The sequence below is a fragment of the Moorena sp. genome, assembly GCF_982860115.1.
The window spans coordinates 1-25,868 of sequence record NZ_CEYLVT010000022.1 but is presented as its reverse complement, the minus strand read 5'-3'; the positions used below and the strand labels follow the sequence as shown (position 1 = coordinate 25,868).

Sequence of the window (25,868 nt, the reverse complement as noted above, 5' to 3'; positions counted from 1 at the left end):
GCCTTGTATAGAAAGGGTTAAGTAAAGTTCTATACATTGGAAACAATCTAGCTTCTTACCCAATAAAATATAGAGGGAGTTTTTATTTATGATCACTGCAGACCAACTCCAACAAGGAACCAACCGCTATACCGGCAGCGTTGAATTCTATATTAATTTGATTTCAGACCCTAGCGGCAACAATTTGGAGCTGCAAGTCCCGGTTTTTTATTCCAGCAATGTTTGGAAAACCGCAACGACCTGGAACTTGTCAGCTCCCACTGGGGTTATGGGCTTGGGGTGGTCCCTGGGCACAGCGCAAATCGTAGTAGACCTCAAAGAGAGTGCTTCTACCTCCGACAACAGTTACTATTTGCTTGCTGGTGGGGAAAGCAGCCTGCTGGTTCGTACGGGTACTGCAAGTGATGGCCGCTGGCTGTTCGAAACCCAAAACTATCATTTTTGGAAAATCTATTACGACCCTGCACGAGAACTTTGGCAGATCATTAAAGAAGACGGCAACAGCTATTTCTATGGCGGCCAAAACAGTGGACGGGACACGGTACAGTGGGGCATTGCTTGGGAGAACTGGCTGGGTTCCAGTGCCGAAATTCCAGGTCAGTCGCCCATTGCTGTTGCTTGGAACCTGTCGCAAATGACCGACCTCTGGGGCAATGCTATTACCTATACCTACGAAAATGTCAACCAGTACGTGGGATCAGCACCTTCGGGGAGTGAGGTCAGACGGATTTACACCCAAGCCTCCTATCTGAAAGGGATCACAGGTATGGCGGGCAATGCTGTTATTTTTAACTATAGCGAAAAAGATTCGGAAGAATACCAGGACCCCCACACCGACGCATCCCCACCCAACGCTTACCAGAGCCGTTTTGAAACCCGCTATCTAGCCTCCGTGGATTATTTGGCTCAAGATGGAACGCTGTTGTTTAGCCAAAAACTGATTTATGACGATGGCAACGGGAATACGGCTTTTCTTGGAGATGGCCATTTGAAAAAGCGATTGCTTACGGGGATCAAACGGATCTGGCCTAATGGTGATGGATTGCCAGGTTCCGTATTTGCCTATGGGGGGCAATACAGGGCTGATGGAGTCAATGTCAACCAAATTTATAATGCAAATACTAAGGCTTTATACGGCGCACTCAAAACTGTGACTTTGCCAGAGGGGGGTGTGGTTACCTATCACTACGGTCAACAAACCCTTGGCTTGTCTTCGCGGCAGTCAGCCATCGATCGTCCTGAAAAGACAGGCTTCACCTACAGCAATCCCCGCTTCGGCTTTGGCCGTCATTACACAACTGTAACCTGGTATGGTGTCAATAGCGATAGCACCCAGCATGTGATGCATGTGTTTGCTTATACCTGGGAGGGTCGCTGGCTCCAAGCCGATTTGGGAGAAATTCCCGTAGACAATGCCAATGCTTACGATGCCGTTTCCATCTTGGCTGAGGAAAACTTTTTTGCGATTCAGAGTGGCCAGCGTGTTTATCTTTATCACCACAATCCCTTCAAGAGAGGCGAGTGGGTTCAAGCCACTGGGACGCAAGGTGAAAACCCTGTCAATTATTTCACTACTGCTTTCGACCCCTCCGAATCTATTGTTTTTGTCGCTGGGGACTCCTTTGTTGCCGCCTTGGGCAGTGCTAGTGGTAAACTTTACCGTTGGCACTGGAATGGTGAGACCTGGGTTGATGATGGATTGATGACGCTCACAGTGGGTGGGAGCAATCCGGTTTTTACGGCCAGTGCCAAACGCAATGTGCTCGTGACATCTGGAACTTCTGTGATTCAAACCAGTGATCCCATGCATCTGACACTGTTTCACCTCGAACAAGTGGGCACCTGGCAGCAACAGGAGTTCTTGAGAGCCCGTCTGATCACTAATATTACCCAATTGAAGCTCGATGCGGGTGAAAGCTTTATGGTACAAACCTGTACCTCTAGTAACCCAGTATTGACCACAATCGAATACCGAGTGTTGTGGTGGGATCGTGCTTTCACTCAACTGTTGTCCCAGAACTTAGGACAATATACCTTGGACGGTTCTCAGACCCCCTATGAATCAGTGGTGCGCGGTTCGACAGTTGCGATCGCTCAACAACTCTACCGCTTCAATGGCAGGACCTGGATCCACACGAACCTCAGCAGAGTTGCCTTTACGAGTGGGGCCACGATCGACAGTCTGTCTTATGGTTTCGACAAGGTGTTGCGTATTTACCATACTGACCCAAACACCTATACCTATGATTTAGTCAATTACGACCCCAATACCCAAAAATGGACGATTCCTGCGGGCATGAGCACCGCTGGCAACACAGGGGGCGTTGCCTGTCGCGCTGCCCGCACTCGCGACTACCTGAGCAATTTCGTATTGTTTAATAATAAAGTTTATTATCGTCAACCCGACGGGTCTTGGGCAGAGCAGTTCACGATTCCAGATCCCTTGACCGGTGATGACTTAAACAGTCTGCAACTGTTGGAGTCCCGATATTTGATCTATCAGAGTGGAGCAGACACCAAGGTTTACCCACTCCACAATGGCACTGTGGCCAATGCCAGCTCACCAGAACTCCTGTCAGGGAAGATATATGTGCCCAACACCTCCGCTGCTAAGCTAGTGGGTTTACGAGCCTTTGTAACCTATACAGACACTTTTGGGACGGCCAATTCTGACCTTAATCTCTATGCAGTCGTTAATGAACAGGCAACCGGGCAACAGAACGGATACGGAGTTATCGGTATCTTGGTCAACAATGGCTATCAAACGGTGACGACCGGGTTTGACTACCATGTCACCAATGCCACGGTAGATGCCCTGGGGTTGATACCCCAGTTCAACAAAACCTCGATTGTTCCAGGCAGCGAAGACCCTACAACCCCGACTTACGGTAGCAGCAGTACCTACTTCTTTAATGGTCTTACCCCCAGCGAAACTCCAGCGTTGCCTTATCCATCGGATACTACCTACACCAATACTCAGGATTACTACAGTCTAGTCAAGGGTCTCAATTATGCTGCTCAGGTTGTTGACTCAGAGGAGGTAGTTAAATCCTCTACTGAGAAATACTGGAGGGTTTATCAAAAGACGTTGGGGCAAATTGGAGTTGGCACTTATGTTCGTCTCACCCAGGAAACTCCGATGTTGGACAATGTGGTCAACCAAATTCTGAACACTTACAGCAACGAGACAGGCTTGGTGACCCAAACAAGCAGCCGCAATTACAAGGCTGGTACCAATGAAATGGTGGAAGAGCAATTTGTTCAGGTTTTTAAATATTGGTGGGAGGTTTATGACCCAAACCGCTCGTTGAACCTGTTAGCAGCGATCGTGCAAACCACTGAAAAAACAGTTCTTCCAGCCCAAGGGGTGGAAGAAGTCACGGGCATTGTTGTGATCACTTGGAAAGACAAGTGGGGTTACGGTTCAGGGAGATGGGCACCCTGGCAAACTTTCCGTGCTCTAAGTGCTGATGCAACTTTCAACCACTGGGATGGTTCAGGCACGCCGGATCCAAACTGGTTATTGAATTCTACCGTGCAGGCTCGGACTCAAACGGGTTTGGTTACAGAACAAACCAATGTAGACGGAGTTTACAGTAGTGTGATAGTTGGGAAGGATGGATGGCTCAACACAGCCAACTTTGCCAATGCTAATGCTGCCGCCCAAGAAGCCAATGCTTATGGTTTTGAACCCTATGAGGATGAAGGTCGCTGGGGAATCACAGGATCTAACCAGACATTGAGCCAATACATTACGACGATCGACTATTACACGGGTACGCGCAGTCTCCGATTGAATCCTGATCCCGACCAAAAAATTGGACCAATCAACCAATTCCAGCCCTTGAATCAAGACCGTGCTTATGTCTTCTCCTGCTGGGCAAAGGCGGAGGTCGGATTCAATTCAGCCAACGGTAAAGCCCAATGGGAGATAACCGTGCGCCGTAATGATAATAATGGGCAAGTGGGTAACACCCTGACGCTCGAAATTGCCAATACCAATACCAATACCAATACCAATGATCAATGGATTTACTTGCAGCAAATCATTGAATTGGGCAAGCTGCGCTCAGAGCACAACATCCCCCCCAGTGTGAAGTTATCCATTACGATCAGAGCCTACAATCAAAATAGTTCTAAATATTGTCTGGTGGACAACCTCCGTTTTTCTGCTGTAGATGGCACGTTTTCTGAGGTTGTTTATAACCCGCACTCCCACCAGATTACTGCGATTCTGGGCAACAACGGTCAAACCCAAAGATATGTTTACGACACCTATCAACGTCTAATTGCTCAAGTCGGACCAGAGGAAAAGGTTGAGTGGCTGGCTGCTTCGTCCTACTCCCGGGATTTAACGTCTGACGATCGCTTTTTAGCCAACTTCCCTAACAGCACCTTGGGTCTGAGAACAACAAGTGACAGCATTTACTATGATTTTCACGATGGTAAAACAGCAAATTGGGATTTCACAGAAGGTTGGGAAATCACCAACGGTGAACTAACCTACACGCCACCCCAGGGTGGTGGTGGCAATGACCCGCTCGGAGGCACCGCCACCCTCAAGATTTTCGCCTTCACAAACTTTGCGGCACGGGTCAGGGTCAACACCGAAACCACTGGAACTGCCGGTATTGGCAATGGCGATGTATTCGTCTACTGGGATGGCAGTGCTTCTTTATGGAAGTTAGCTCGCAAGCAAACCGATGGTTCGTTGACCCTCATTGCTCAAAGTAATGCCCAAGGGTTCGGGAAAGATTGGATTTTTGCGATTGTCGAACGCTTTGTGATGTTCTATGTCAATGGTGTTCAGCTTTTCAGTGATACCTACGACCTGAATACAAGCCTTGCCAATGTGGGTAAACCGGTACTGACTCTGAAACAGAACGGGGCGTTTGACGATCTGTTAGTCCTCAACAACCCTGAGCTAAGCGTGGGCTTCAGCGACGGTGCAGGCAGTTTGATGCAAACTGTGAGTTACGAAGGCTATGGGGAGAGCGGAGATCACTATCCCACCAACGGTTCAGGTGTCTTTTTGGATGATTTGGGTCGTCCTGCTTACCAACGCAATCCCTCGAACGCACCCTTACAGCTTGCCCCACTGGAGGCCAGTGTAGGTGCTACTGCTGCAGAGCTGTTGAAAGGCAATGAGACGACCTACCTTGTGGAGCCTAATCACCAATCTCTCACCAAGCAGCAATATCTGGACGGTGCTTCCGGTGTGTACGATTATACGGCTACCCAATATGAAGCCTCGCCACTCTCCCGTGTAACTGCCACGATCATGCCCAGAAAAACAGGGGCCGTTTCAGAAAATTTCACCGTGGGGTATGCGTACCTGGCAACGTCTTCCTCGGGAGACGGCAGTGTCATGAACAATTTGCTGCCCTCCAGTTCAGAAAACCGATACTACATCAATCAAGTTACTAACCAAAACGGTGTACCCAGTTATCGGCTGATTGATCAGGTGGGTAACACCATTGCCGAGCGGACGCTTTTAGAAAACGGGTCTTACCAGACGACATTCTTTGAATATGACAATGCGGGTCGTTTGACAACGGTGAGACAGCCCAATTACTATGCTCCACCGAATGGTTCAGCCCCTGCCAATTGGCAGGAGACCCGAACCTACAATTTCCTTGGGTGGCTGACTTCAAAGACCACACCGGATACTGGGACTACCAAATATGCCTTCGATCGTGCGGGTCGAGTGCGGTTCCTGTTGGATGCAAACGGTGCCGCTCAAAGTCCCCAACGTATTCTGTACACTCGCTATGATGTGCTCGGAAGAGCGGTGGAGGAAGGGTATATCCAGGATAGTCAATACACCTGGCACAGTCCAACCCTGACCGATAAACTCAACAATCAGGCGTTCCCCAACACTGAGGACAATACCAGCTCCAATTATGCTCAGGGGGCTTGGTATAAGAAATTCACCTTTGACTTCAATTCAGAACAACCCGACATATTAAACCTACTCGGTCGGCTGTATCAGGTTCAGATCAACCACGCTGACCCCGGTGTGGAAACTGAGACCTATGCCTATGATGCTAGGGGCAATATCACCAAACAGCAAAGCCAAATTTCTGGTTTCGACAGTGGTACTTACATTACTAGGTACACCTACGACAATCTCGATAATCTGATCGAAATCAACTATCCCCACCTTGCGGGAGAGGAGAAATTCAAAGTCGCTTATTACTACAACCGCTTGGGACAATTGGCTTCCGTTGGTGATACACTCACTGGGACTGAGGTGATCGATCCGGCTCATCCCGCTGACGCTGGTGAGAAGTATTATGCGGCTTATACCTATAATGCTTTGGGTGCGATCGCTCAAGAAAGCCTAAACAACGGCAAGGGCAATCCGCAGGACACTGTATCCCCCAAAAGCTTTGCCAGAAACTATTCCTACACCCCACAAGGCTGGCTCACCTCCATTGATGACCCCTACCTCACAGAAGCACTTGATTACTATCAAGCAGAAGGAACCAAGTACTACAACGGCAATATTGCGAGCACTGCTTTCAGCTACAAACCCGATAAGTGGTCTTGTCCACCAGCCGATTATCAATACCGTTTCACCTATGACAACCTGAACCGCTTAACCAATGCCACCAACAATGTGAACAACGCTTGGAGCGTCAGATTTGGCCCTGACGCTCAGGTGGGATATGACGCTAACGGCAATTTGGCTCATGTTAAACGGGGTGTAACGACTTCCACTTACAACTACGCTGCTGCAAGGGAAAACCAACAAAATAACCAAGTCCATGACCTTTCCAGCACGGCTGAATCCACCCTTTCCTTCGACAGTCTCACCCACTCGCCCTCTTGCGCAGATGGATGGTGTTGGGGTAGCAGTAACGGTGGTCCCTCGGATTCTGCTGTGGTCGAGGACAGCGATCGCGGTAAGGTGTTGCGGTTAGCTGGCGGTAGTCTGGGCCATTACGAATCCCTCCGCCTCCAAACCTATCTAGATCCCAACGGCACCTACACCCTGACTTATCGAGTTAAAACCGACGCCAATTTTGGTAATGGTTACGGTCAAGCTGCTTGGGTTCTCCGGTTTCACTCAGATTCGGCAGAAATTGTCACAACACCCCTCAATGCCATTACTGATACCAATGGAAATTGGACGACAACACCAGTTAGCCTTGATATTGATGTGGCTAGTCTGCGCAACACCTTGGGATTGGGCCAGGAAATCAACACGATTACGCTGGAATGCATCAATTATATCCGCTCCAGCAGCAATGGCTCTGGGCCACCTTTCTTCCTAGATGATATTAGCTTAGCTATCAAACAAACAGTAACCACTCCTGCCTATGGCTACGATGCCAACGGTAACATCACTGCTGCACCGGCCCGTTCACTCACGACCCTAAACTACAATCCCGTCACGGGTCTGAGTGATGGCATTACTCTCGCTGACGGCAAGCAGCTTGTTTATGATTATGGCAGCACCAACCGACGCAGCTTGGCAAAATTCACCGATTCAAGTAACCAGGTTCTCACCTCTACTCGCTACTTGTATGGAATCGACAGAAGACCTTTACTTGTTATTACCCAATCAGCAGGCCAAAGTGCTCAAATAACAAGATACATCTACGGTTCCACTGGGCTTCTGGCTTACAAGCAGGGGGATACCTTACGCTATGTTCTCAAAGACCACCTGGGTTCGACGCGATCGCAGGTTGATGCAGAATCTGGCAGGGTTGAAAATTCCTATGATTACCTGCCATTTGGTGGCTTGATGCGTGTTGGTCGAGGAGATGGTACGAATTATCGCTACACGGGTCAGGAATTCGACGTGGAAAGCGGGCTTTATAACTATAATGCACGGCTTTATGATCCTGGGCTGAGGCGTTTTTACGAGGCAGATCCAGCTGGGCAATATGCCTGTTCCTATGCTTATGTGGGGAATAATCCGATAAATAGAGTAGATCCCACAGGAGAGATCTCCAAAGCAATGGTAAGAGTTGGGGCAGTACTTGCTATAGAATTCACAACCCAACTATTTACGAGTTTGTTTTGGGCCGTTTATTATTTGCCCCATTATTTTACCTACTCTGTTAACCCAAGAGAGAAAGAAGGGGTTAGGCAATCTATTGTTTTTGCCAAACATGTTTATGGCTCGCAAATCGACGTTAGCAACTTTTTGAACAAGACCTCTTTTGAACTTGTAAATTGGTATGGCTCTACGGAGTCTGCTCAAAATGCCACGAGGCCAGGTTTAAATGGTTTCCTTGCAATAGAGAACAGAAGTAATCCTGACATCTATTTAGCATTCCGGGGAAGTGATCGGGCGGATATCTCAGATCACGTATATTTTCAAATGAGAAATGCAAGTACCATTAGTCTTTATCCATCTCCTAACTCTCCGAAGGTTTCTAATTATTTTTACAGTTACTGGAAACAGCATAAAGCAAATATCCTTTCAGATTTGAACAACCTCATGACACGAAACAATTCAGCTCAAAGGATTTATATTACAGGTCATAGTTTAGGTGCAACCCATGCCACGTTTGCAATCAACGATATCTACGATGATCCGCGTTTCCGTAACGAGATTCAAAGATTCCATTTAGTTACGTTCGGTATGCCATATATAGGCGACAAACAATTTGCGGAAATGTTTACCCCAAAAACTCAGAATTTTACAAGCCTCAGATATTTTGTTTTCAATGATCCAAGAGTCAGTTCTACTTCCGCTCTAGGTCTTTGGTTTACCTCTTATCATTTTGAAGGAATTCCACTGTACCCATCCCTCCGTTTCTTCTTAGATGCCCATGCAACCAATGCTTACCTTGCAGCCATTGAAAATCTGCAAAACACATCCACAGAATTTAGAGACGAATTGTAACAGATGTAAAGTCAATCCGATTCGGTCAAAGGAGGCTAAGGTTCAGGCTGAGGGATTGAAAGTATGGAGTTTTGCAAATCTTTGAGAAATGCTGGATTTCATTAGGAACTGATAATGATACAATCAGATGCATTGCAAAATAGCGTTAATCTTTTCACCGGTTCCTCCGGATTTCCGGTCAATCTCATCACCCGACCGGGCCGGAACGGCTTGAATTTGGATCTTTCCATCTTTTACAACAGCCAAGTACGCCAAACTGTTACCACTTGGAACCTGGACGCCCCCACGGGTGTGCTAGGGTTAGGCTGGACATTGCCCTTTGAAACCATTGTCGTAGATCGCCAAAACAGCGCCAACCTGTCCGACGACACCTTTTACCTGTTGGGCGGAGAAACCAGCAGCCTGCTGGTGCGTACTGGCACTGACACCGATGGCAGTTGGATTTTTGAGACTCGCAACTATTCCTTTTGGAAGATCCTCTATAACCCTACTCAAGAACTCTGGACGATTGTCCGAGAGAATGGCGACACTTACCTTTACGGCAATCTGAAGAGTGTCAACAACAGCCTGCAATGGGGCATTGCTTGGGACAATTGGATCGATTCCTCAACCCAAACTAAGGGACAATCGGCAATTGTATTGGCTTGGAACCTCAATGCCATTACAAATCGTTGGGGCGACAGGATAGAGTTTCACTACGAAATCGTCAGTCAAGATGTCAAACCCCATTCCCAAACTGAAAACCCACCCTTTTCCTACACCCAAGCTGCTTACCTCAGCAAAGTCATTGGTGTAACAGGCGAGTCTCTCAGCTTTAACTATGGCGAAAAAGAAGCGGACGAGTACCAAGATCCCCACACCAACCCCTCGGCACCCAACGCCTATCAGTCTCGTTACGAAACCCGTTACCTCCAGTCCATCACTGTCAAAAGTGCAACCAACACCTTGCTGGAAACCGTAAAATTTGGTTATCAGGATGCTGCGGGCGGCACTGCCTTCATTGGCCAAGGCAAGCTTAAAAAGCGATTGCTAACCTCGATTTACCGTGAGAACCCTGGCGGGTATACCTTGCCTGCATACAAGTTCACCTATTACGGCCAGAACAGTACCGATGGAGTAGATGCGACCAACATCTACAATCGGACTACCCATGCCCTCTACGGTGCCATCAATACCGTAACCCTGCCGGAAGGCGGCACGATCACCTACCATTACAGCGAACAAACGCTGGGTTTGTCCAGTCGCAATAGGACGATGGAGCAGCCCTCTAAAAGCGGTGTGACCTATAGCCAGCCTCGCTTTGCTTTTGCCTCGGACTATACAGTTGTGCTGTGGTACGGCAGCGACAACACGTTGAACGTGAGAGCCTATACTTGGGACGGTCGCTGGTTGTTCAAAGACCTGGGCAGCATGGCTGTTACTAACGCTAATGCCTACAATGCTGCTGTTTTGTTGGCCGTGGACGGTTTCTTTGCAATTCAGAACAGCCAACACATCTACCTGTACCACCAAAATCCCAATCAGGCGGGGGAATGGATTCAACCCCAAGTGGGTTCTGGGCAGAATATGGTGAACTATTTTACGACCGATTTTGCCGTAGGTGAACCGACCCAAGTGGTGGCGGGCGATCGCTATCTCGGTGTATTGGGCCAAACTAGTGGGAAACTCTTTCGTTACCGCTGGAATGGTGTGACTTGGGCAGACGACTCGGTGCAACTTTCCGCAGGAGCTTCTCCCGCTCGCTTTGCAGCAACTGCAAAATACAACCTGTTGACCGTTCTGGGAACTGCCGAGGTTGAAACAAGTGACCCTATGCACATCTCCCTTTTCGTCCTAGATGAGCTGGGAACTTGGCAGGCTTACGGTTTTTCACGGACGCGATTGGTTGCGGGTTTAACCGGGTTGAATCTCTATGCAGGCCCAACCTTCGTCGTGGAAGAAAGCATGTCCACCACAGGAGAAGTGACGGAATCCCAATATCGGGTCTTTTGGTGGAATCGAGATTTTACAGAATTGTTCTCGTACAACTTGGGCAAGGTTGGTACATCGCAAAACGGTTCTGCTCCCGTCATTCATGGGAGCACCATTGCACTGGGGCAAGTTGTGTTTCGATTTGACGGTCTCTGCTGGCAAACCAAGAATCTCACAGAAATTAATTACACTAACGTACAGGCACTGCGATCGATTTCCTATGGTTACGATCGAGTACTGCGGGTTTGGCAAAACAGCGCTCCCAATACCTACACCTATGATCTAGTGGCTTATGACCCAAATACCGGAAGTTGGTCAGTTCCCCCTGGAATGAGTACCACTGGGACCAATGGAGAAGTGGGAGCGATCGCCCCCCGAACCCACAATGCTCCTAGTAACTTCGTGCTATTTAACAACAAAGTCTACTATTGGAATCCTGACGGTTCTTTCTCAGATCAATTGACCATACCCAATCCACCCACAGGGTCTGATCTCGCCAGTCTACAATTATTAGCATCCCGGTATCTAATCTATCAAAACGGTGCGGATACTTTCATTTATACCCTCAAAAACGGTGGTATCGCCAATACACAAGCAGCGATTACGCTGACCGGAAATAAGATCTATATCGACGGACACCCACCCGAAACCTTGGTGGGTCTAAATGCTTTTGTCACCTATACTGGCACGTTTGATACCCCTGGGTCGGTGCTGAATCTCCACCGCGTGGTAACCGAAGCCACCTCTGGTAATCAAAACGGATATGGTGTGACTGGCATCTTGGTTAACGATGGCTACCAAACAGTGACCACCGGTTACCAATACGACAAAGCCAATGCCACGGTTGGAGCCTTTGGTTACATACCACAGTTTAACAAAGTCACCACAATTCAGGGCAGTGAAGCCGCAAACTTCAACACCTATGGTTATACCGAAACTTACTTCTTTAACGGTCTAACGCCAGACGAGACACCCGCTTTGCTATTTCCGTCTGGGACTAATACCCAAGAGTACTACAGTCTCGTCAAAGGCATGATGTACGCCGAGCAGGTGTTTGATCACGGCGGAACCAAGCAGTCCTCAGTTGAAAAATATTGGCAAATATTCACTAAGTCTCTGGGACAAAATGGCAACGGCACCTACACGCGGTTGATAAAAGATGTGCCGATGCTAGACAACGTTATTAGCCCCATAACTTACTCTTACGCTGCCGAAACGGGTTTAGTCATTCGAATTCGTTCCCAAAACTACAACTGTGCTGGCATCCAGGAATTTTTAGTTCAGGAATTTAAGTACTGGTGGGAAGAATACAACAGAGTTCGAACTCTTAACCTGTTAGCACCTATCATTCAAACTACTGAAAAAACTGAAGTCACAGGTCAAGCCCCGGAAGTGACAGCTATATCGGTGACGACATGGAAGGAAGAATGGGGACATGGACCAGGGCAGTGGGCACCCTGGCAGTCATTTGAGGCGTTGTCCGCTGGGGCAACCTTTACTGACTGGAACGGGAGTAGGGCTCCTGGCTCGGATTGGCTCAATACCCATAGGGTTCTAGCAAGAACAGCCACCGGGCTAGTGGCAAAGAACACCAACGTGGACGGAGTCGTTGCCTCTACAATTTATGGGAAGTCAGGGTGGTTGCCCGTTGCCCGTTTCAATCATTGCGACACTTCAGCACAAGAGGGAAATTATTATGATTTTGAACCTTATGAAACTGATCAGGGATGGGGGTTTTCATCCTCAAATGGAACCTTAACCGAAAACATTACAACCCTGGATTATCACACAGGCACTCGCAGCCTGAAATTATCTGCATTCCCAGGTCAAAAAATCGGACCGATTCGACAGTTCCAGCCAAATAGCCAAGACCGCTCTTACGTATTTTCCAGCTGGGTCAAATCGGAATCCGGCTTTGACCCAGTAAACGGTCAGGCTCGCTGGGAGATCAATATTTATCGGGTCGATACCGGTGCCCAAGTGGGTACAACAATGAATTTGGATATCGGAAATACTAAGAATCAGTGGATTTATGTGCAACAGACCATAGATCTTGTAAGTTTACGGAATGGGCTTCCTACTAATGTCAACTTAAATAATGTCAACTTAAATATTGTTATTCGCGCCTATAACCAAAACACCAATAAGTATACACTAGTCGATAATCTGCGTTTCTCTCCTGTCAATGGAACCTTTGCTGCTACAGTTTATGATCCTGATTCCTTACGAACCTCCGCCACCCTAAGCAACAACGGGGAAACCATCGGTTATCTGTACGACAGCTATCAGCGGCTTATCGCTCAAGTGGGTCCTCAGGAAAAGGTGAAGTCGCTGATTGTACCCGCATTATCCCGTACCTTGACAAGTTCAGACCGGTTTGTCCCCGATTTCCCCAACAGTGTCTTGCGACTAGTCACAACTAGCGACAGCGTCTATTACGATTTCCATGACGGAAATACTTCAGACTGGAGCTTCACTGATGGCCCATGGAACATCACTGGCGGCCAACTCACCTATTCTCCACCTAACCCGCCTTCTAATCATCCTCTGGGTGGTACTGCAACTCTGAACCTGTTCGCATTCACTAACTTCGCCGTGCGGGTGGTGGTCGAAACGGATGATGGAGGCACTGCGGGCATTGGTAACGGAGACCTCTTTGTTTACTGGGATGGCAACGCCAAGCTGTGGCGTTTGGCCCAAATGGAAAACGGCCAACTTCAAAATAAAGCGGAAAGCCATGGGATCGGCTTCGGCGAAAATTGGGTTTTAGTGATTATCGAAGGGTTTGCGATGTTTTATGTCAATGGCATCCAACTCTTCTGCTATCAATACCGAAGGAATGCAGCAGCAGCTAACATAGGCAAACCGGTATTGACCCTGAAACAAGCAGGCGCGTTTGATGACCTGATTGTGCTCAATAACCCCCAACTAGGGGTTTCCTTCCTATCTGGAATCGGTAGCGTTATTCAGGCCGTTGGTTATCAGGGATATGATACTATCCCGACTGGGAATTACCCCGCCGACGGTTCAGGAACCTTCTTGGATGCACTGGGGCGACCTGAGTATGAGCGTAATCCCTTGACTTCTTCTTTGAAAATTGCATCTCCGGGAGTTGGGGAAAACAACAATCAAGCAGCTTTGTTAGAAGGTAACCAAGGAACTTACTTGGTCGATCCTCAAGGTCAACCGCTCACCAAGCAAAACTATCTCGACGGGGCATCAGGAGTCTATGACTATACCACCATCCACTATGAGACTTCACCTCTTTCTCGGATCACGGCACAGATTATGCCAAGGGAAAAGAACGCCGATGCAACTCAATTCACGGTGAGTTATGACTACATGAGCAATACTGCCGCCGGTGACGGCAGTGTCATGAAAGATCTTCTCCCTTCCGGCTCTCAGAAGCATTACTACCTGGAGAAAGTGACCGATCAAAACGGTGTGCCAACCTATATCTTAACAGATCAAGCAGGCAACATGATTGCTCGACGTACGCTGTTGGAAAATGGCTCCTACCAAACAACTTTTTATGAATACAATGGGGCTGGTCTGTTGACGACCTTGAAGCAACCCAACTACTTCAATCCACCGGACGGTTCTCAAGCGTCTGATTGGACGGAATCCCAAACCTACGATTTTCGTAAGTTGCTAATTTCCAGAACCACTCCTGATTCCCATACTACCCAATTCATTTACGATAATGCCGATCGGCCACGGTTTATTCTAGATGCTAACGGTGCGGCTCAAATACCTCAGCGAATTCTATACATTCAATACGATAAATTAGGGCGTGAAACAGAACGGGGATATATCCAGGACAGTAACTACCAATGGGGAACGAACGGTGCTGCCCTCAAGGCAAAGGCTAACAATCAAGAATGGCCACATCCGGAAGACAACACTAGTCCGAATTATGCTGCCGGTAAGTGGTACCAAAGGTTCATCTACGACACTGACTCCAACCGACCGACTGAAAAGAATCTGCTGGGACGGCTCGCCATTGTCCAGATTAATAACAACCCATCGGGCGCGGATGTAGAGACCTATTCCTATGACAGCAGTGGCAATATTGTTCAGAAAACAAATAAGGTCGTAAACTTCGGCAGTGAAACCTATCTTACCGATTATAAGTACGACAATCTCGACAGGGTTATCAAAATCACTTACCCACACGTGGCAGGTGGTCAGAAATTCCAAGTCGGCTATTACTATAATCGCTTAGGCCAATTGGCATCCGTCGGCGATCCCTTAACCGGAACCGAAGTCATTGACCCGTCTCATCTCGCTGATGCGGGGGAAAAATACTATGCTGCCTATACCTACGACCCAATGGGCAACATCACCACAGAAAGTTTGAACAATGGCAAGGGCAATCCACAGGGACAGGTCTCGCCCAATAGCTTTAACCGGTTATTTTCCTACAACTTCCAAGGCTGGCTTGAAAGCATGGATGACCCTTATTTCAATCAGACTTTGAGTTACTATGGCGATTCGCAACCCAATCCCCGTTACAACGGAAATATCACTGGCATCCAAAATACTTTCAAGCCTGACAAATGGTCATCTCCTCCGACTAACTTCAAGTATGACTATGCCTACGACCATTTGAGCCGACTCACATCCGCCAACAATAACCAAAACAATGCTTGGACATTCAGCTTTGGTTATGATAATCAGGCGGGATACGATAACAATGGAAACATTGTCCGTCTGCAAAGGGGACTGACCAAAGAAGTCTATTCTTATCGGGAAACAGCAAGCAAACCTCCTCAGAACAACCAAGTCTCCAAGGTCTCTACCACAGTTAATAACAGCCTTAACTTTGAAACCCTGACTACCTCGCCCACCTGTGCTTCGGGATGGTGCTGGGGCAGCAACAATGGTGGTCCTTCCATGTCTGCTGTGGTGGACGATGGTCAACAGGGCAAAGTCTTGAAACTAGCAGGAGGAAGTTTAGGGCACTATGAGCGTCTAAAACTGAGTACTTACCTAGACCCCAACGGCACCTATTCTCTATCCTACAAAATCAAAACAAGTGCTGGCTTTTCACAAGGATATGGTCAAGCGGGTTGGTATGTTGGTTTTTACACCGATACGGGACAAATCCTGTCTATCCTTGTGGCCGCTGTGGAAGATACTAGCGAAAACTGGTCGCAAATGAGCCAGCCAATCAACCTCCCTGCGCTACGATCTGACCTTGGTTTGAATGAGGACTTAAATTACGTCACTTTGGAATGTATTAATTATCTAATACCCGCATCAGGTAGTGACACCGGACCTGATATTTACTTGGATGAGGTGAGCCTTACTTCCACCCAAACAGTTGAAAATGTTACCTTTCAATACGACACGAATGGTAATGTCACCCAATCGTTGTCCCTCGAAATCGATCGCATTGCCTACGACCCGGTAACCCAGTTAACTGCGTCTATCGCTATGAGTAACGGATATTCCTTGACCTATAATTACGGCGGCAATAATCGCCGTACCTGGGCGAAGTGCCAAGATTCAGGCAACAAGGAACTTTCCTCTTTATTGTACCTCCATGGTACCAATGATTTACCCTTGATGGAGATCCTTAAACAGAGCGGTCAAGCGGATGTGGTGACCTACTACATCTATGGCAGTCGAGGAAAAATGATTGCCTACAAGGGTGGGGACAATGTCTTCTATTTGATTTCAGATCATTTGGGTTCTGTGAGGGGAGTGGTAAATGGTGAATCAGGTCAAATCACTGCCTCCTATGATTACCTGCCTTTTGGCGGTAGCATGCGAACTTCCTCAAATAGCAGCATCCCCTATCGCTATACGGGTCAAGAATTTGATGCGGTTTCCGGACTTTACAATTATCGGGCACGGATGTATGACCCCCAACTCGGACGCTTCTTCGCCCCCGACCCGGCGAGCCAATTCCCCTCGCCCTATAGCTACACCGGGAACAACCCTGTGAACTTCATCGATCCCTCAGGCCGAATTAGTTGCAGGACAATAGTCGGGTGGAGTTTGGGTCTAGCGGTATTGGGTTTGTCGGTCATCTTGCACCGTCGCACATGGCTATCGTCTGGTTCTTACAAACCGAAACCTCCTCAAGATGAACTCCAAAAAGTGGACGCTGAACTCCAGCAAATTCGTCAGGATTTACGCATCGAACCACAAGACGTCAAACGCGGTTCCGTACTGGATGATTTCCTGAAATGGCGGTCTTATGACTTAAACAATTACGCGGCTTTCCGGTTCACCAATACCACAAGTGATGGACGACCACTTGGTAAGGACGGTCAACTGTTGAAGCAGGGCTGGTACATTTATACCTTAGATACCAATCACGAATTCCGGTACTTACCGACAATCTGTCTTAACAAAAGTTTCGAGGCAGACGGCAGGGGTAAATACGGCTTTGAACAAATCCGTAACCACTCTCAACTCGGGGGTGGAGCGCCGATTTTTGCAGCAGGTTGGTTTAAAATTGATCAGAACGGACAGGTTATTACGATCGATAGTGCTTCAGGACACTACAAGCCCCAGGGAATTTCGGCACTATATGCGGTTTATGTACTGCAAAAGGTTTACGGTCTCAATATTTCACCAGTGGCGGAACCGGGTATGGAGGAAGTGTATGTCTTTACCTTTGATCCAAATGATATCTATCAATCGGCTCCGCAACCGGGCTGGGGGGAAGTGTTGCGTAATGACTTACTTAATAAGAACTGGTTTGAATTGGCAAAAATTAATTTTAGAGCCTTGGAATACCGATACTCTTATCAGCCCGGGAAAACACCCAAGGGAGAATATTTCTTGAATATGGCGAACGATCCGGAAGACTATTATCCTTGGTAATATCATGTTCGGATAATTAGTTATAAAAAACCATTACCCTTGAAACCTTACTCCTTTACTTCTACCTTATGCCTTCTTCCCTCTGCCTTGTTTTCCCCAAAGTATAAGTATTCAACCGGACATGATATAACTGGAGTTTTGACTCAATCTTGAACTAAATGCGTCACTCATTTAGTTCAAAACATGGCTCAAGCCCAGCGTCGGGCTGGTTTTAGCCAAAACACACTCAAAGACCTATTTAGAATGAAATAGCCCTGCACCCGATCACTCCATCACCTGTCGGGGAAATAAATGAAATTGGGATTACTAGAGGTAGAATAAAGGTCAAAACTAAGAAAACAAGCGCGTTACAGCTATTTCCGTCCTATGGTCGCTCAATCGTTTGATCAACCTCTTGTTGAAATCAGTGTTGAACAACTGGCAAGGCAGATGGCAGATTCCCCGGAGCAGTTACAGCTTATTGATGTCCGAGAACGGCAAGAAGTTGCGATCGCTTCTATAGAACGCTTTGAAATTCTGCCTTTGAGTGAATTTGCTCAGTGGTCTGGGGAAATCTCTACTCGCTTTGACCCCACCGTTGAAACCATGGTCATGTGCCATCATGGTATGCGCTCGGCTCAGATGTGTCAGTGGTTAATCAGTCAGGGGTTCACCAATGTCAAAAATGTAGCTGGGGGTATTGACGCATACTCAATCATAGTTGATCATAGCATTCCTCGTTACTAATTGCAGGTCACTGCTAACTACTGCTATGAGTTTATTCTGCTATCTTAGAACAAATGTTCTTAGAGCAAATGTTCTTAGAGCAAATATTCTTAGAGCAAATGTATTAATAACCAACTTAATCCTTGGGTCAGCAGATCCTGCCATACCTATGGATAAATCCCAGATACTTCCAACCTGCACCAAAACCAACCCTGATTTTTGGTGATTGATTGGGATATCTAATTATCAGCCCTACTATTTTGGACTAAAGCAGGCTTAACTAAACCCAGCTTTTAGCCAACATTCCATTTTTAGTATGTTTGATAACCTTAAATGGTAACTCCTCCCTCTAATTTAGACTTTTTTCCCTTTAAAATTAAGTTCAGCTTTGGTTCAAAATGTCTCGCCAACAATTAAGTTTAACAAGTCGGCAACAACATATTCTCTGGGCGACTATTCGTCACTATATTGCCACGGCGGAACCGGTTGGTTCTAAAGCCTTGGTTCAAGAATATGACCTGAGTGTCAGTCCAGCGACGATTCGTTCTTGCATGAGTATGTTGGAAAAAGTTGGACTACTATATCAACCGCACACTTCTGCAGGTAGGGTTCCTTCTGATTCAGGTTATCGAACCTATGTTGACCAGCTGATTCAACCGTCAGAAACCTTGAGTCAGTATGTTGAAAATTTACTGGCAGACAAGTTGAACTGGGAGGAAGCTAAGTTTGAGGTGTTGCTAAGGGATGCTGCTCAAATTCTGGCAACGGTCAGTGGATATATTGCTTTAATTACTTTCCCTGACAATCGCACTACTCGCCTGCGCCATCTACAGTTGATGCACCTAGAGCTAGGGCAGGTGATGTTGATTATAGTTACCGATAGTTATGAAACTCAGTCGGTATTGATGAATCTGCCCCACTCAGAAGATGATAATACCGTTGATGAGTCGATTGTGGAGCGGGAGTTAAAAATATTATCTAACTTTTTGAATAGTAAGCTGCGAGGGCGAACTCTCACGGAATTGGAGACATTAGATTGGAGTGAATTAGACCGAGAATTTGTCCGCTATGCGGATTTTTTAAGCAATTTATTAACTGAGTTGACCCGTCGCACTGTAGTACCTAAGTCCAGCCCGATTATGATTCGTGGCATCTCAGAGGTGTTGCGTCAACCAGAATTTTCGGAAATCGACCAGACTCTAGACTTGCTGCATCTGTTGGAAGAGGAACAGGAGCAATTGTGGTCAGTAATCTTTAAAGTACCGGAAGAGTTGGAATTTAAGTCTCGTGTGAAAATTAGGATTGGTGCAGAGAATTCCTTGGAACCGATGCGTGGCTGTACCTTGGTGTCTGCTAACTATCAGCAAGATAAAGTCCCAGTGGGAAGTGTAGGGATTATTGGACCAACTCGCATGATTTATGAAAATGCGATCGCATTAGTGGAAGCAGCGGCAGATTATCTAACGGAAGCCTTGAGTCAACCAGCGTAAAGGGAAGTGTTACGGTAACAGCAAGACGTTGATCGGTAATGCGACCTCGAGCTCTTTGTCCAAATTATTCTAATTACTATACCCAACGGGACTTGAAAAATTTCTAAGTCCCAACTCATTTGCTTGCCTAAAACAGGGACCATAGCTAGAGATGCACCCAAATCGACCCATTCCCTTTGCCACTGGCTGGGCAAGTCACAGATTTTTGTAGCTTCTTCAGAGTTTAGGAGGTAGATCTTCAGGAAAGTCCGTATCTTTCCTGCTTGTTTCAGAATAAGCCCCAATATGATGAGATTTTGTTGATAATCTCCTGGATTTGACTGTTTAAATCTAAATTTAGCCAAATCTGAATCCCAGCGTTAGCTCCGACAAGTATTGCGCTTAGTACCGCTATCGGAGTTTTCGCTCTTCTGAAATGGTTCCTGAGAGTGGCACGTTTCATTTTGGCCCCTTAAGTGATGTACATATATCTTTTGTATATCATACGTATAGCTAATTTTGCCACTAGCAGACAGGCTGACCTAGGGGCTATTTTTTTCAAAATAGCCTAAATACCTAGATTAACTGGGTTATGGGAACCATATCATAGTAATTTCTGATCACACTAGCGTCCAAAAAAGCTATAATACGTATATCACTAGCCTCCAAAAAAGCTATAATACGTATATCACTAGTTAATGTGAATAAATTGTTATGTCTAGGAAACTCGTTAGCTTCAGACTATCTGAAGACCTAGCACAAGCCCTCAAAGAGCGCGCTGAGGAGATGGGCATTTCAGTGACAGAGTTAATCAACAGACTGCTCAGACAGGGTTTGGAAACCGATGACTCAGTAGAAGAGCGTTTAACAGTAGTAGAAGCCTCCGTTGAGAACCTCAGAAAACAAACCAATGTTACTGATCTCGCACTTGCGATTCAAGGAGTTACTCAATCCCTGGGAGGTTCCCCGGTACCTAAGACAGACTCCAATGTCGAGAGGCGTCTGGATGAATTGCAAGAGTTATTCATGGAGATGAAGGAGAATCTAAACCAGGTGTTGGATCAGTAGCCAAGCAGCCGTAAACCTCGGTCTTCTGTATCAAAAGGGTCTAACGCAGAGCAATTGCGTAGGTTTTAAAAGATCAACAGTCCTCAGTCAAACCCGAGATTCCGAGAGACTCTAAATTCAGGGACTACTAAATTTAGTAACAAGATGCCTCAACAGTTTTGACTTGAATAGCCCCCATCCCTGATTAGGGGGTAAGCTGAGAGTGAGCTGTTGGTATAACCAACATTCACTGGGTGTGTTCACTGTAGTCTACTAATTTGAAAACTGCTATAGATGTTCAATCATGATGAAGGTTGTGATAGGTTTAAGTGCCTTGATTCCTCTCCTGATCGAGAAAGAGCCGTTCTTGGAAGAAACTAGAAAGCTATTGAAAATCATTAAATCCCAGCGAATCGAGGGCTATGTTGCCAAAGTGACTCTGGAGAAATTCTTGTGTGAGGCCAAAAACTGCAGGAGCGAAACAGATGCTATAGAAATTGTCTCTATGGTAAAGGGAATCCTAAAGGAATGCCCTTTGAATTACACCATCTTAGAGAAAGATAAATTGTACAACCTTATAAAGGTTACAGGTATTGAAGTTGCTCAAGAGCTGGTTTGTACAATTGCTAATCATCTGGAAGCCTTGGTAACCTTAAATGCTGAACAATTAAATTCTATGGGCTCTACTTTTCCAGTTTTGTCAGTCAAACAAGTGTTAAAGCGTCAGCCATTAGAAGACTCCTTGCTTTTTCCTGAGCGAATTGAAGACTCCTTGCTTTTTCCTGAGCCAATTTATGAGCCAAAGGTAGAAACTGAAATGTCCGTTGTACCTGAGACTGACTCCAATGTAGAGAGGCGTCTGGATGAATTGGAAGAGTTATTGATGAAGATGAACGAAAATCTAAACCAGGTGCTGGATCAAGATCCAAGCAACCGTAAACCTCGGTCTTCTCTATCAAAGGGGTCTAAATCAGCGCGATTGCGTAAGCTCCTAAAAGATCAACAGTCCTCAGTCAACCCTGAAATTCCGAAAGACTCTAAATTCAGAGACTACTAAATTTAGTTACAAGATGCATACAGCAGTTTTGACTTGAATAGCCGCCATTCCTGATTAGGTGGTCAGCTGAGAATGAGCTGTTGGTGTAACCAAGATTCACTGGGTGTGTTCACTGGGTGTGTTCACTGTAGTTTATTCATTTGAGAACTGCTATTGATGTTCAATGATGAGGATTTTGGTAAGTTTAAGTGTCTTGATGTGTCTTCTGATCAAGCAAGATCCGTTTTTGGAACAGACGCTAAAGTTGTTGGAAATTATTGAATCCCAACGAATCGAGGGCTATGTTGCCAAAGCGACTATGGCTAAATTCTTTTATTACGCCAAAATCATAAGAAGCGAAAAAGATGCTAGAGAAATTTTCTCTCTGGTAAAGGGAATCCTAAAGGAATGCTCTCTCGATTACACCATCTTAGAGAAAGATCGATTATACGACCTTATAGAGCTTACAGGTTTTGAAGTTGCTGAAGAGGTGGGTTGTGCAATCGCTAATAATCTGGAAGCCTTTGTAACCTTAAATGCTCAACAATTAAATTCTATGGGCTCTACTTTTCCAGTTTTGTCAGTCAAACAAGTCTTAGAACGTCAGCTATTAGAAGACTCCTTTCTTCTTTCTGAGTCAATTGATGAGCTAAAGGTAGAACCTGAAACTTCCAAACAAGTGTTAGAGCGTCAGCCATTAGAAGACTCCTTGCTTCTTCATGAGCCAATTGATGAGCTAAAGGTAGAACCTGAAACGTCAGTGCTCAATACCTGGCAGACTGAAATTGATCAGAAGCCAATAAAATTGAACAATTGGTTGGGCAATGACTTTCGTGAGGCGGAGCAACAAAATTGGCATCCATGGCACGAGATTTTAGACACAGTACAACCTTCTTATAGATATGCTCTTAAGCACATCAAAGGAGTCCATCGAGTTAAAAAAATTACCTGGGATAATGGATGCCAGATGGCTTTAGTCGTCCATGTAGCTAGAGAAACTAATAATGAAGTAGATATTCGCCTACAGCTATATGCGATCAGCAACCTAAACGATTTACAAGAAAATACCAAGATGATTTTACTTGATGACTCAGATGAAACGTTTATAGAAGCACAATCACAACTTGGTGATCTTGGCATCCAGCTAAGGTTTAGTGCTGATTATGGAGATAAATTCAGTGTTAAAATAGACTATGGTGGTAATTTCAGTTTGACAGAATTGTTTATGGTTTAGTTTTTTTATAATATACAAAATGGCTAAAAAATTAGTTGTAATAAATTTAGGAGAGGGAACCCTTGAAACTGGTTGTTCAGCTACTATAAAAATTGGAGATTATCGCACTTTTACAGTAATAGAAAAACTAGGAAAATTGGCTCCAATACCAGAATTTGCCAAACTCCATAAGCGCTGGCATTTAATATACCAAAACCTAGGTTTTTCTGTACGCGCTTTGAAGAAGAAATCAGAGATAAACACTTCTATCATCAGTAGAGATCAGTTTCGACAATTATCCAAAAACTTGGTAAAAAGTCTAAATAGTTGGCTTAATTCTGAAGATTTTCGTGTCATCAAAGAGGGATTTATGCAAAATTTAAGTCCTTCTGACGAAATTCGCGTACTTATCCAAGTGAAAGATATTCAATTACGACTAATCCCCTGGCATCTGTGGGAAATTTTTGATTTTTACCGGTATGCTGAGGTTGCTTTGGCGGAATTAACCTATGATAGAGTTAAGCGCACCGTCTCTTCTATTATCAAGGATAGGGTGAGAATTTTAGCTGTTTTGGGAAACAGTGATGGAATTAATCTTGAAACAGACCGAGAATTACTAGAACATTTACCTAATACAGAAATTACGTTTCTGGTTGAGCCGTCACGCCTAGAATTAGATAGGGCATTATGGGATGAAAAAGGCTGGGATATCCTCTTTTTTTCTGGGCATAGTTACAGCCAAGGAGATGGCAAGAGCGGCTATATTTATACTAACCAAACAGATAGATTGAAAATTAGTGATTTAAAAAATGCTTTCAAAGCCTCAATTGAACGGGGATTAAAAATAGCTATTTTTAACTCTTGTGATGGTCTAGGTTTAGCACAAAGTTTAGCTGAATTGCATATCCCGCAAGTTATTGTTATGCGAGAGCTAGTAACTGATCGAGTTGCTCAGAAGTTTTTAAAGGAATTTTTCAATTCATTTTCAAGGGGGAACTCTTTATATATTGCAGTAAGGGAAGCACGGGAACAACTGCAAGGATTAGAGAATGATTTTCCCTGTGCTAGTTGGTTGCCAGTTTTGTTCCAGAATCCAGCAGAATTGCCTCCCACTTGGAATGATCTTGCTCCAATTAGCTTTATCACTCAGCAGCAAGCCAACAACGAAGACCTGATTTTATATCAAAAAAGACTAGAAGCTTGGAATCAGTGGAGGGAAAGAAACACTGAGTTAGTTCCAGACCTAATCAAAATAAATTTAACTGGAGCCAATCTTAGGGGAGCTAATCTTAGTAACGTTAATCTTAGTGGAGCTAATCTTAGTCAAGCTAATTTCAGTCAAGCTAATCTCAGTCACGCTAATCTGACTGGAGCTAATCTCAGTGAAGCTAATCTCAGTGAAGCTAATCTCAGTCAAGCCAATCTGACTGGAGCTAATCTAACGGCAGTTCAAGGGTTGAATACTAACTTTGAACAAGCATTATTGACTGGGGCTTGTATACAAGACTGGAATATCAATCGTGCCACAAATCTTGATGGGATAATTTGTTATTATGTTTATCTACGAGATTCTAAACAAGAGCGCCGTCCCCATACCGGTAACTTTGCTCCAGGAGAATTTACTAAGTTATTTAAAAAAGTTTTAGAAACGCTTGATTTGATTTTCATTAATGGAGTTAACTGGCAGGTATTTATTCCCTCATTCGAGAAGCTAAAAGTTGAAAGCGGGGCACAGGAGTTAGCAATTCAATCTATTGAGAATAAGGGAGATGGTACTATCGTGATTCGCATAAACACACCTAGGGAGTTCAACAAAGCTGAAATTGAAAATGATTTCATTCATAACTATGAGTTATCACTTCAAATATTCAAGGAAAGATATCTAGCTGAATTAAAGGCTAAGGATGAACAAATACAGATTTATCGTCATCAAAGTGCGGACCTAGTTGAAATCATTAAGCTCCAGGCTAACAGACCTATTCATAATGCTATTGATTTCGCAGCCAAAGTAGACAATCAACCTATGTCAGAAGAGCGTACATTCAACATAGACCAGAGCAATTCTTCAATCGGTTTTGCTTACGCGGGAACAGCTAATGACAGCCAAATAGTTGGCACTCAGCACTACTATGCCCCAACCGAAAAACAAAATTTGGCAGAGGCAGCAGCAGAGATTCAGCAACTCTTAAAGCAACTCTCACAAACCAACCCAACCACAACCGAAATTGAAAAATTAACAGTTGTCGCTGAGGCTGCTGAAGAAATCAACAGTAATCCTACCCTGAAAGCAAAGGTTATTAATGCCTTGGAAGCTGGAGGAGTTGATGCCTTCAAGGAAGCTATAGACCACCCCCTTGTGAATATTTTAATGGCAACGATTGAGGGTTGGAGAGATTTATAGTGTGACGTATAGTGTAAGGTTGATAATAGATAAGATTGTTCCAGTTAGTCGTATTTTAATTTTAGTTGTGAATATATCACTTTAGGCAATAGGCATGCTAGCAATAGGCAAGAGAGAATAAACTATATAAGTATTTTGGTTAATGTAAAAAATTCTAATAACTTTTTCAAGCAAGAGCGTAGGGTGCGTTAGGGGCGGACTTGCCTTCATCTTCAACCTTGTAGCCAGGGTTGAGATAGTCCGCCCCGTAACGCACCACTAAGGCTGATTCAACCAATTGGTCAAATCCACTTCGGTTTCAAAATCTAACAACGCTTCTCCTA

8 protein-coding genes are annotated in these 25,868 nt (G+C 45.4%); all 8 read left to right on the top strand.

Annotated elements, in window-relative coordinates:
- Positions 1-88 precede the first annotated feature (88 nt).
- The 8 genes from AC4II3_RS06315 (at position 89) to AC4II3_RS06280 (ending at position 25,545) form a co-directional block, all read left to right on the top strand.
- The gene (locus AC4II3_RS06315; RefSeq protein WP_488006346.1) at positions 89-8,863 is read left to right on the top strand and encodes an RHS repeat-associated core domain-containing protein; all 8,775 of its coding nucleotides are present in this window, start codon (positions 89-91) and stop codon (positions 8,861-8,863) included.
- 114 nt (positions 8,864-8,977) lie between these two features.
- A complete protein-coding gene (locus tag AC4II3_RS06310; RefSeq protein WP_488006347.1) occupies positions 8,978-17,674 on the top strand; it encodes an RHS repeat-associated core domain-containing protein in 8,697 nt (2,898 codons plus the stop codon).
- A gap of 366 nt (positions 17,675-18,040) precedes the next feature.
- Positions 18,041-18,400 (top strand): rhodanese-like domain-containing protein, encoded by a 360-nt coding sequence (locus AC4II3_RS06305; protein WP_488006349.1) that lies wholly within the window; start codon positions 18,041-18,043, stop codon positions 18,398-18,400.
- A 377-nt stretch (positions 18,401-18,777) separates the two neighbouring features.
- Positions 18,778-19,869, top strand: coding sequence for a heat-inducible transcriptional repressor HrcA (gene hrcA / locus AC4II3_RS06300; RefSeq protein ID WP_488006351.1), 1,092 nt, complete (start codon positions 18,778-18,780; stop codon positions 19,867-19,869).
- A gap of 693 nt (positions 19,870-20,562) precedes the next feature.
- Positions 20,563-20,916, top strand: coding sequence for a ribbon-helix-helix protein, CopG family (locus tag AC4II3_RS06295; RefSeq protein ID WP_488006353.1), 354 nt, complete (start codon positions 20,563-20,565; stop codon positions 20,914-20,916).
- A 283-nt stretch (positions 20,917-21,199) separates the two neighbouring features.
- A complete protein-coding gene (locus AC4II3_RS06290) occupies positions 21,200-21,952 on the top strand; it encodes a hypothetical protein (RefSeq protein ID WP_488006355.1) in 753 nt (250 codons plus the stop codon).
- 163 nt (positions 21,953-22,115) lie between these two features.
- Positions 22,116-23,165, top strand: coding sequence for a DUF1822 family protein (locus AC4II3_RS06285; RefSeq protein ID WP_488006357.1), 1,050 nt, complete (start codon positions 22,116-22,118; stop codon positions 23,163-23,165).
- A 19-nt stretch (positions 23,166-23,184) separates the two neighbouring features.
- Positions 23,185-25,545, top strand: coding sequence for a pentapeptide repeat-containing protein (locus AC4II3_RS06280; protein WP_488006359.1), 2,361 nt, complete (start codon positions 23,185-23,187; stop codon positions 25,543-25,545).
- The last annotated feature ends 323 nt before the right edge of the window (positions 25,546-25,868 follow it).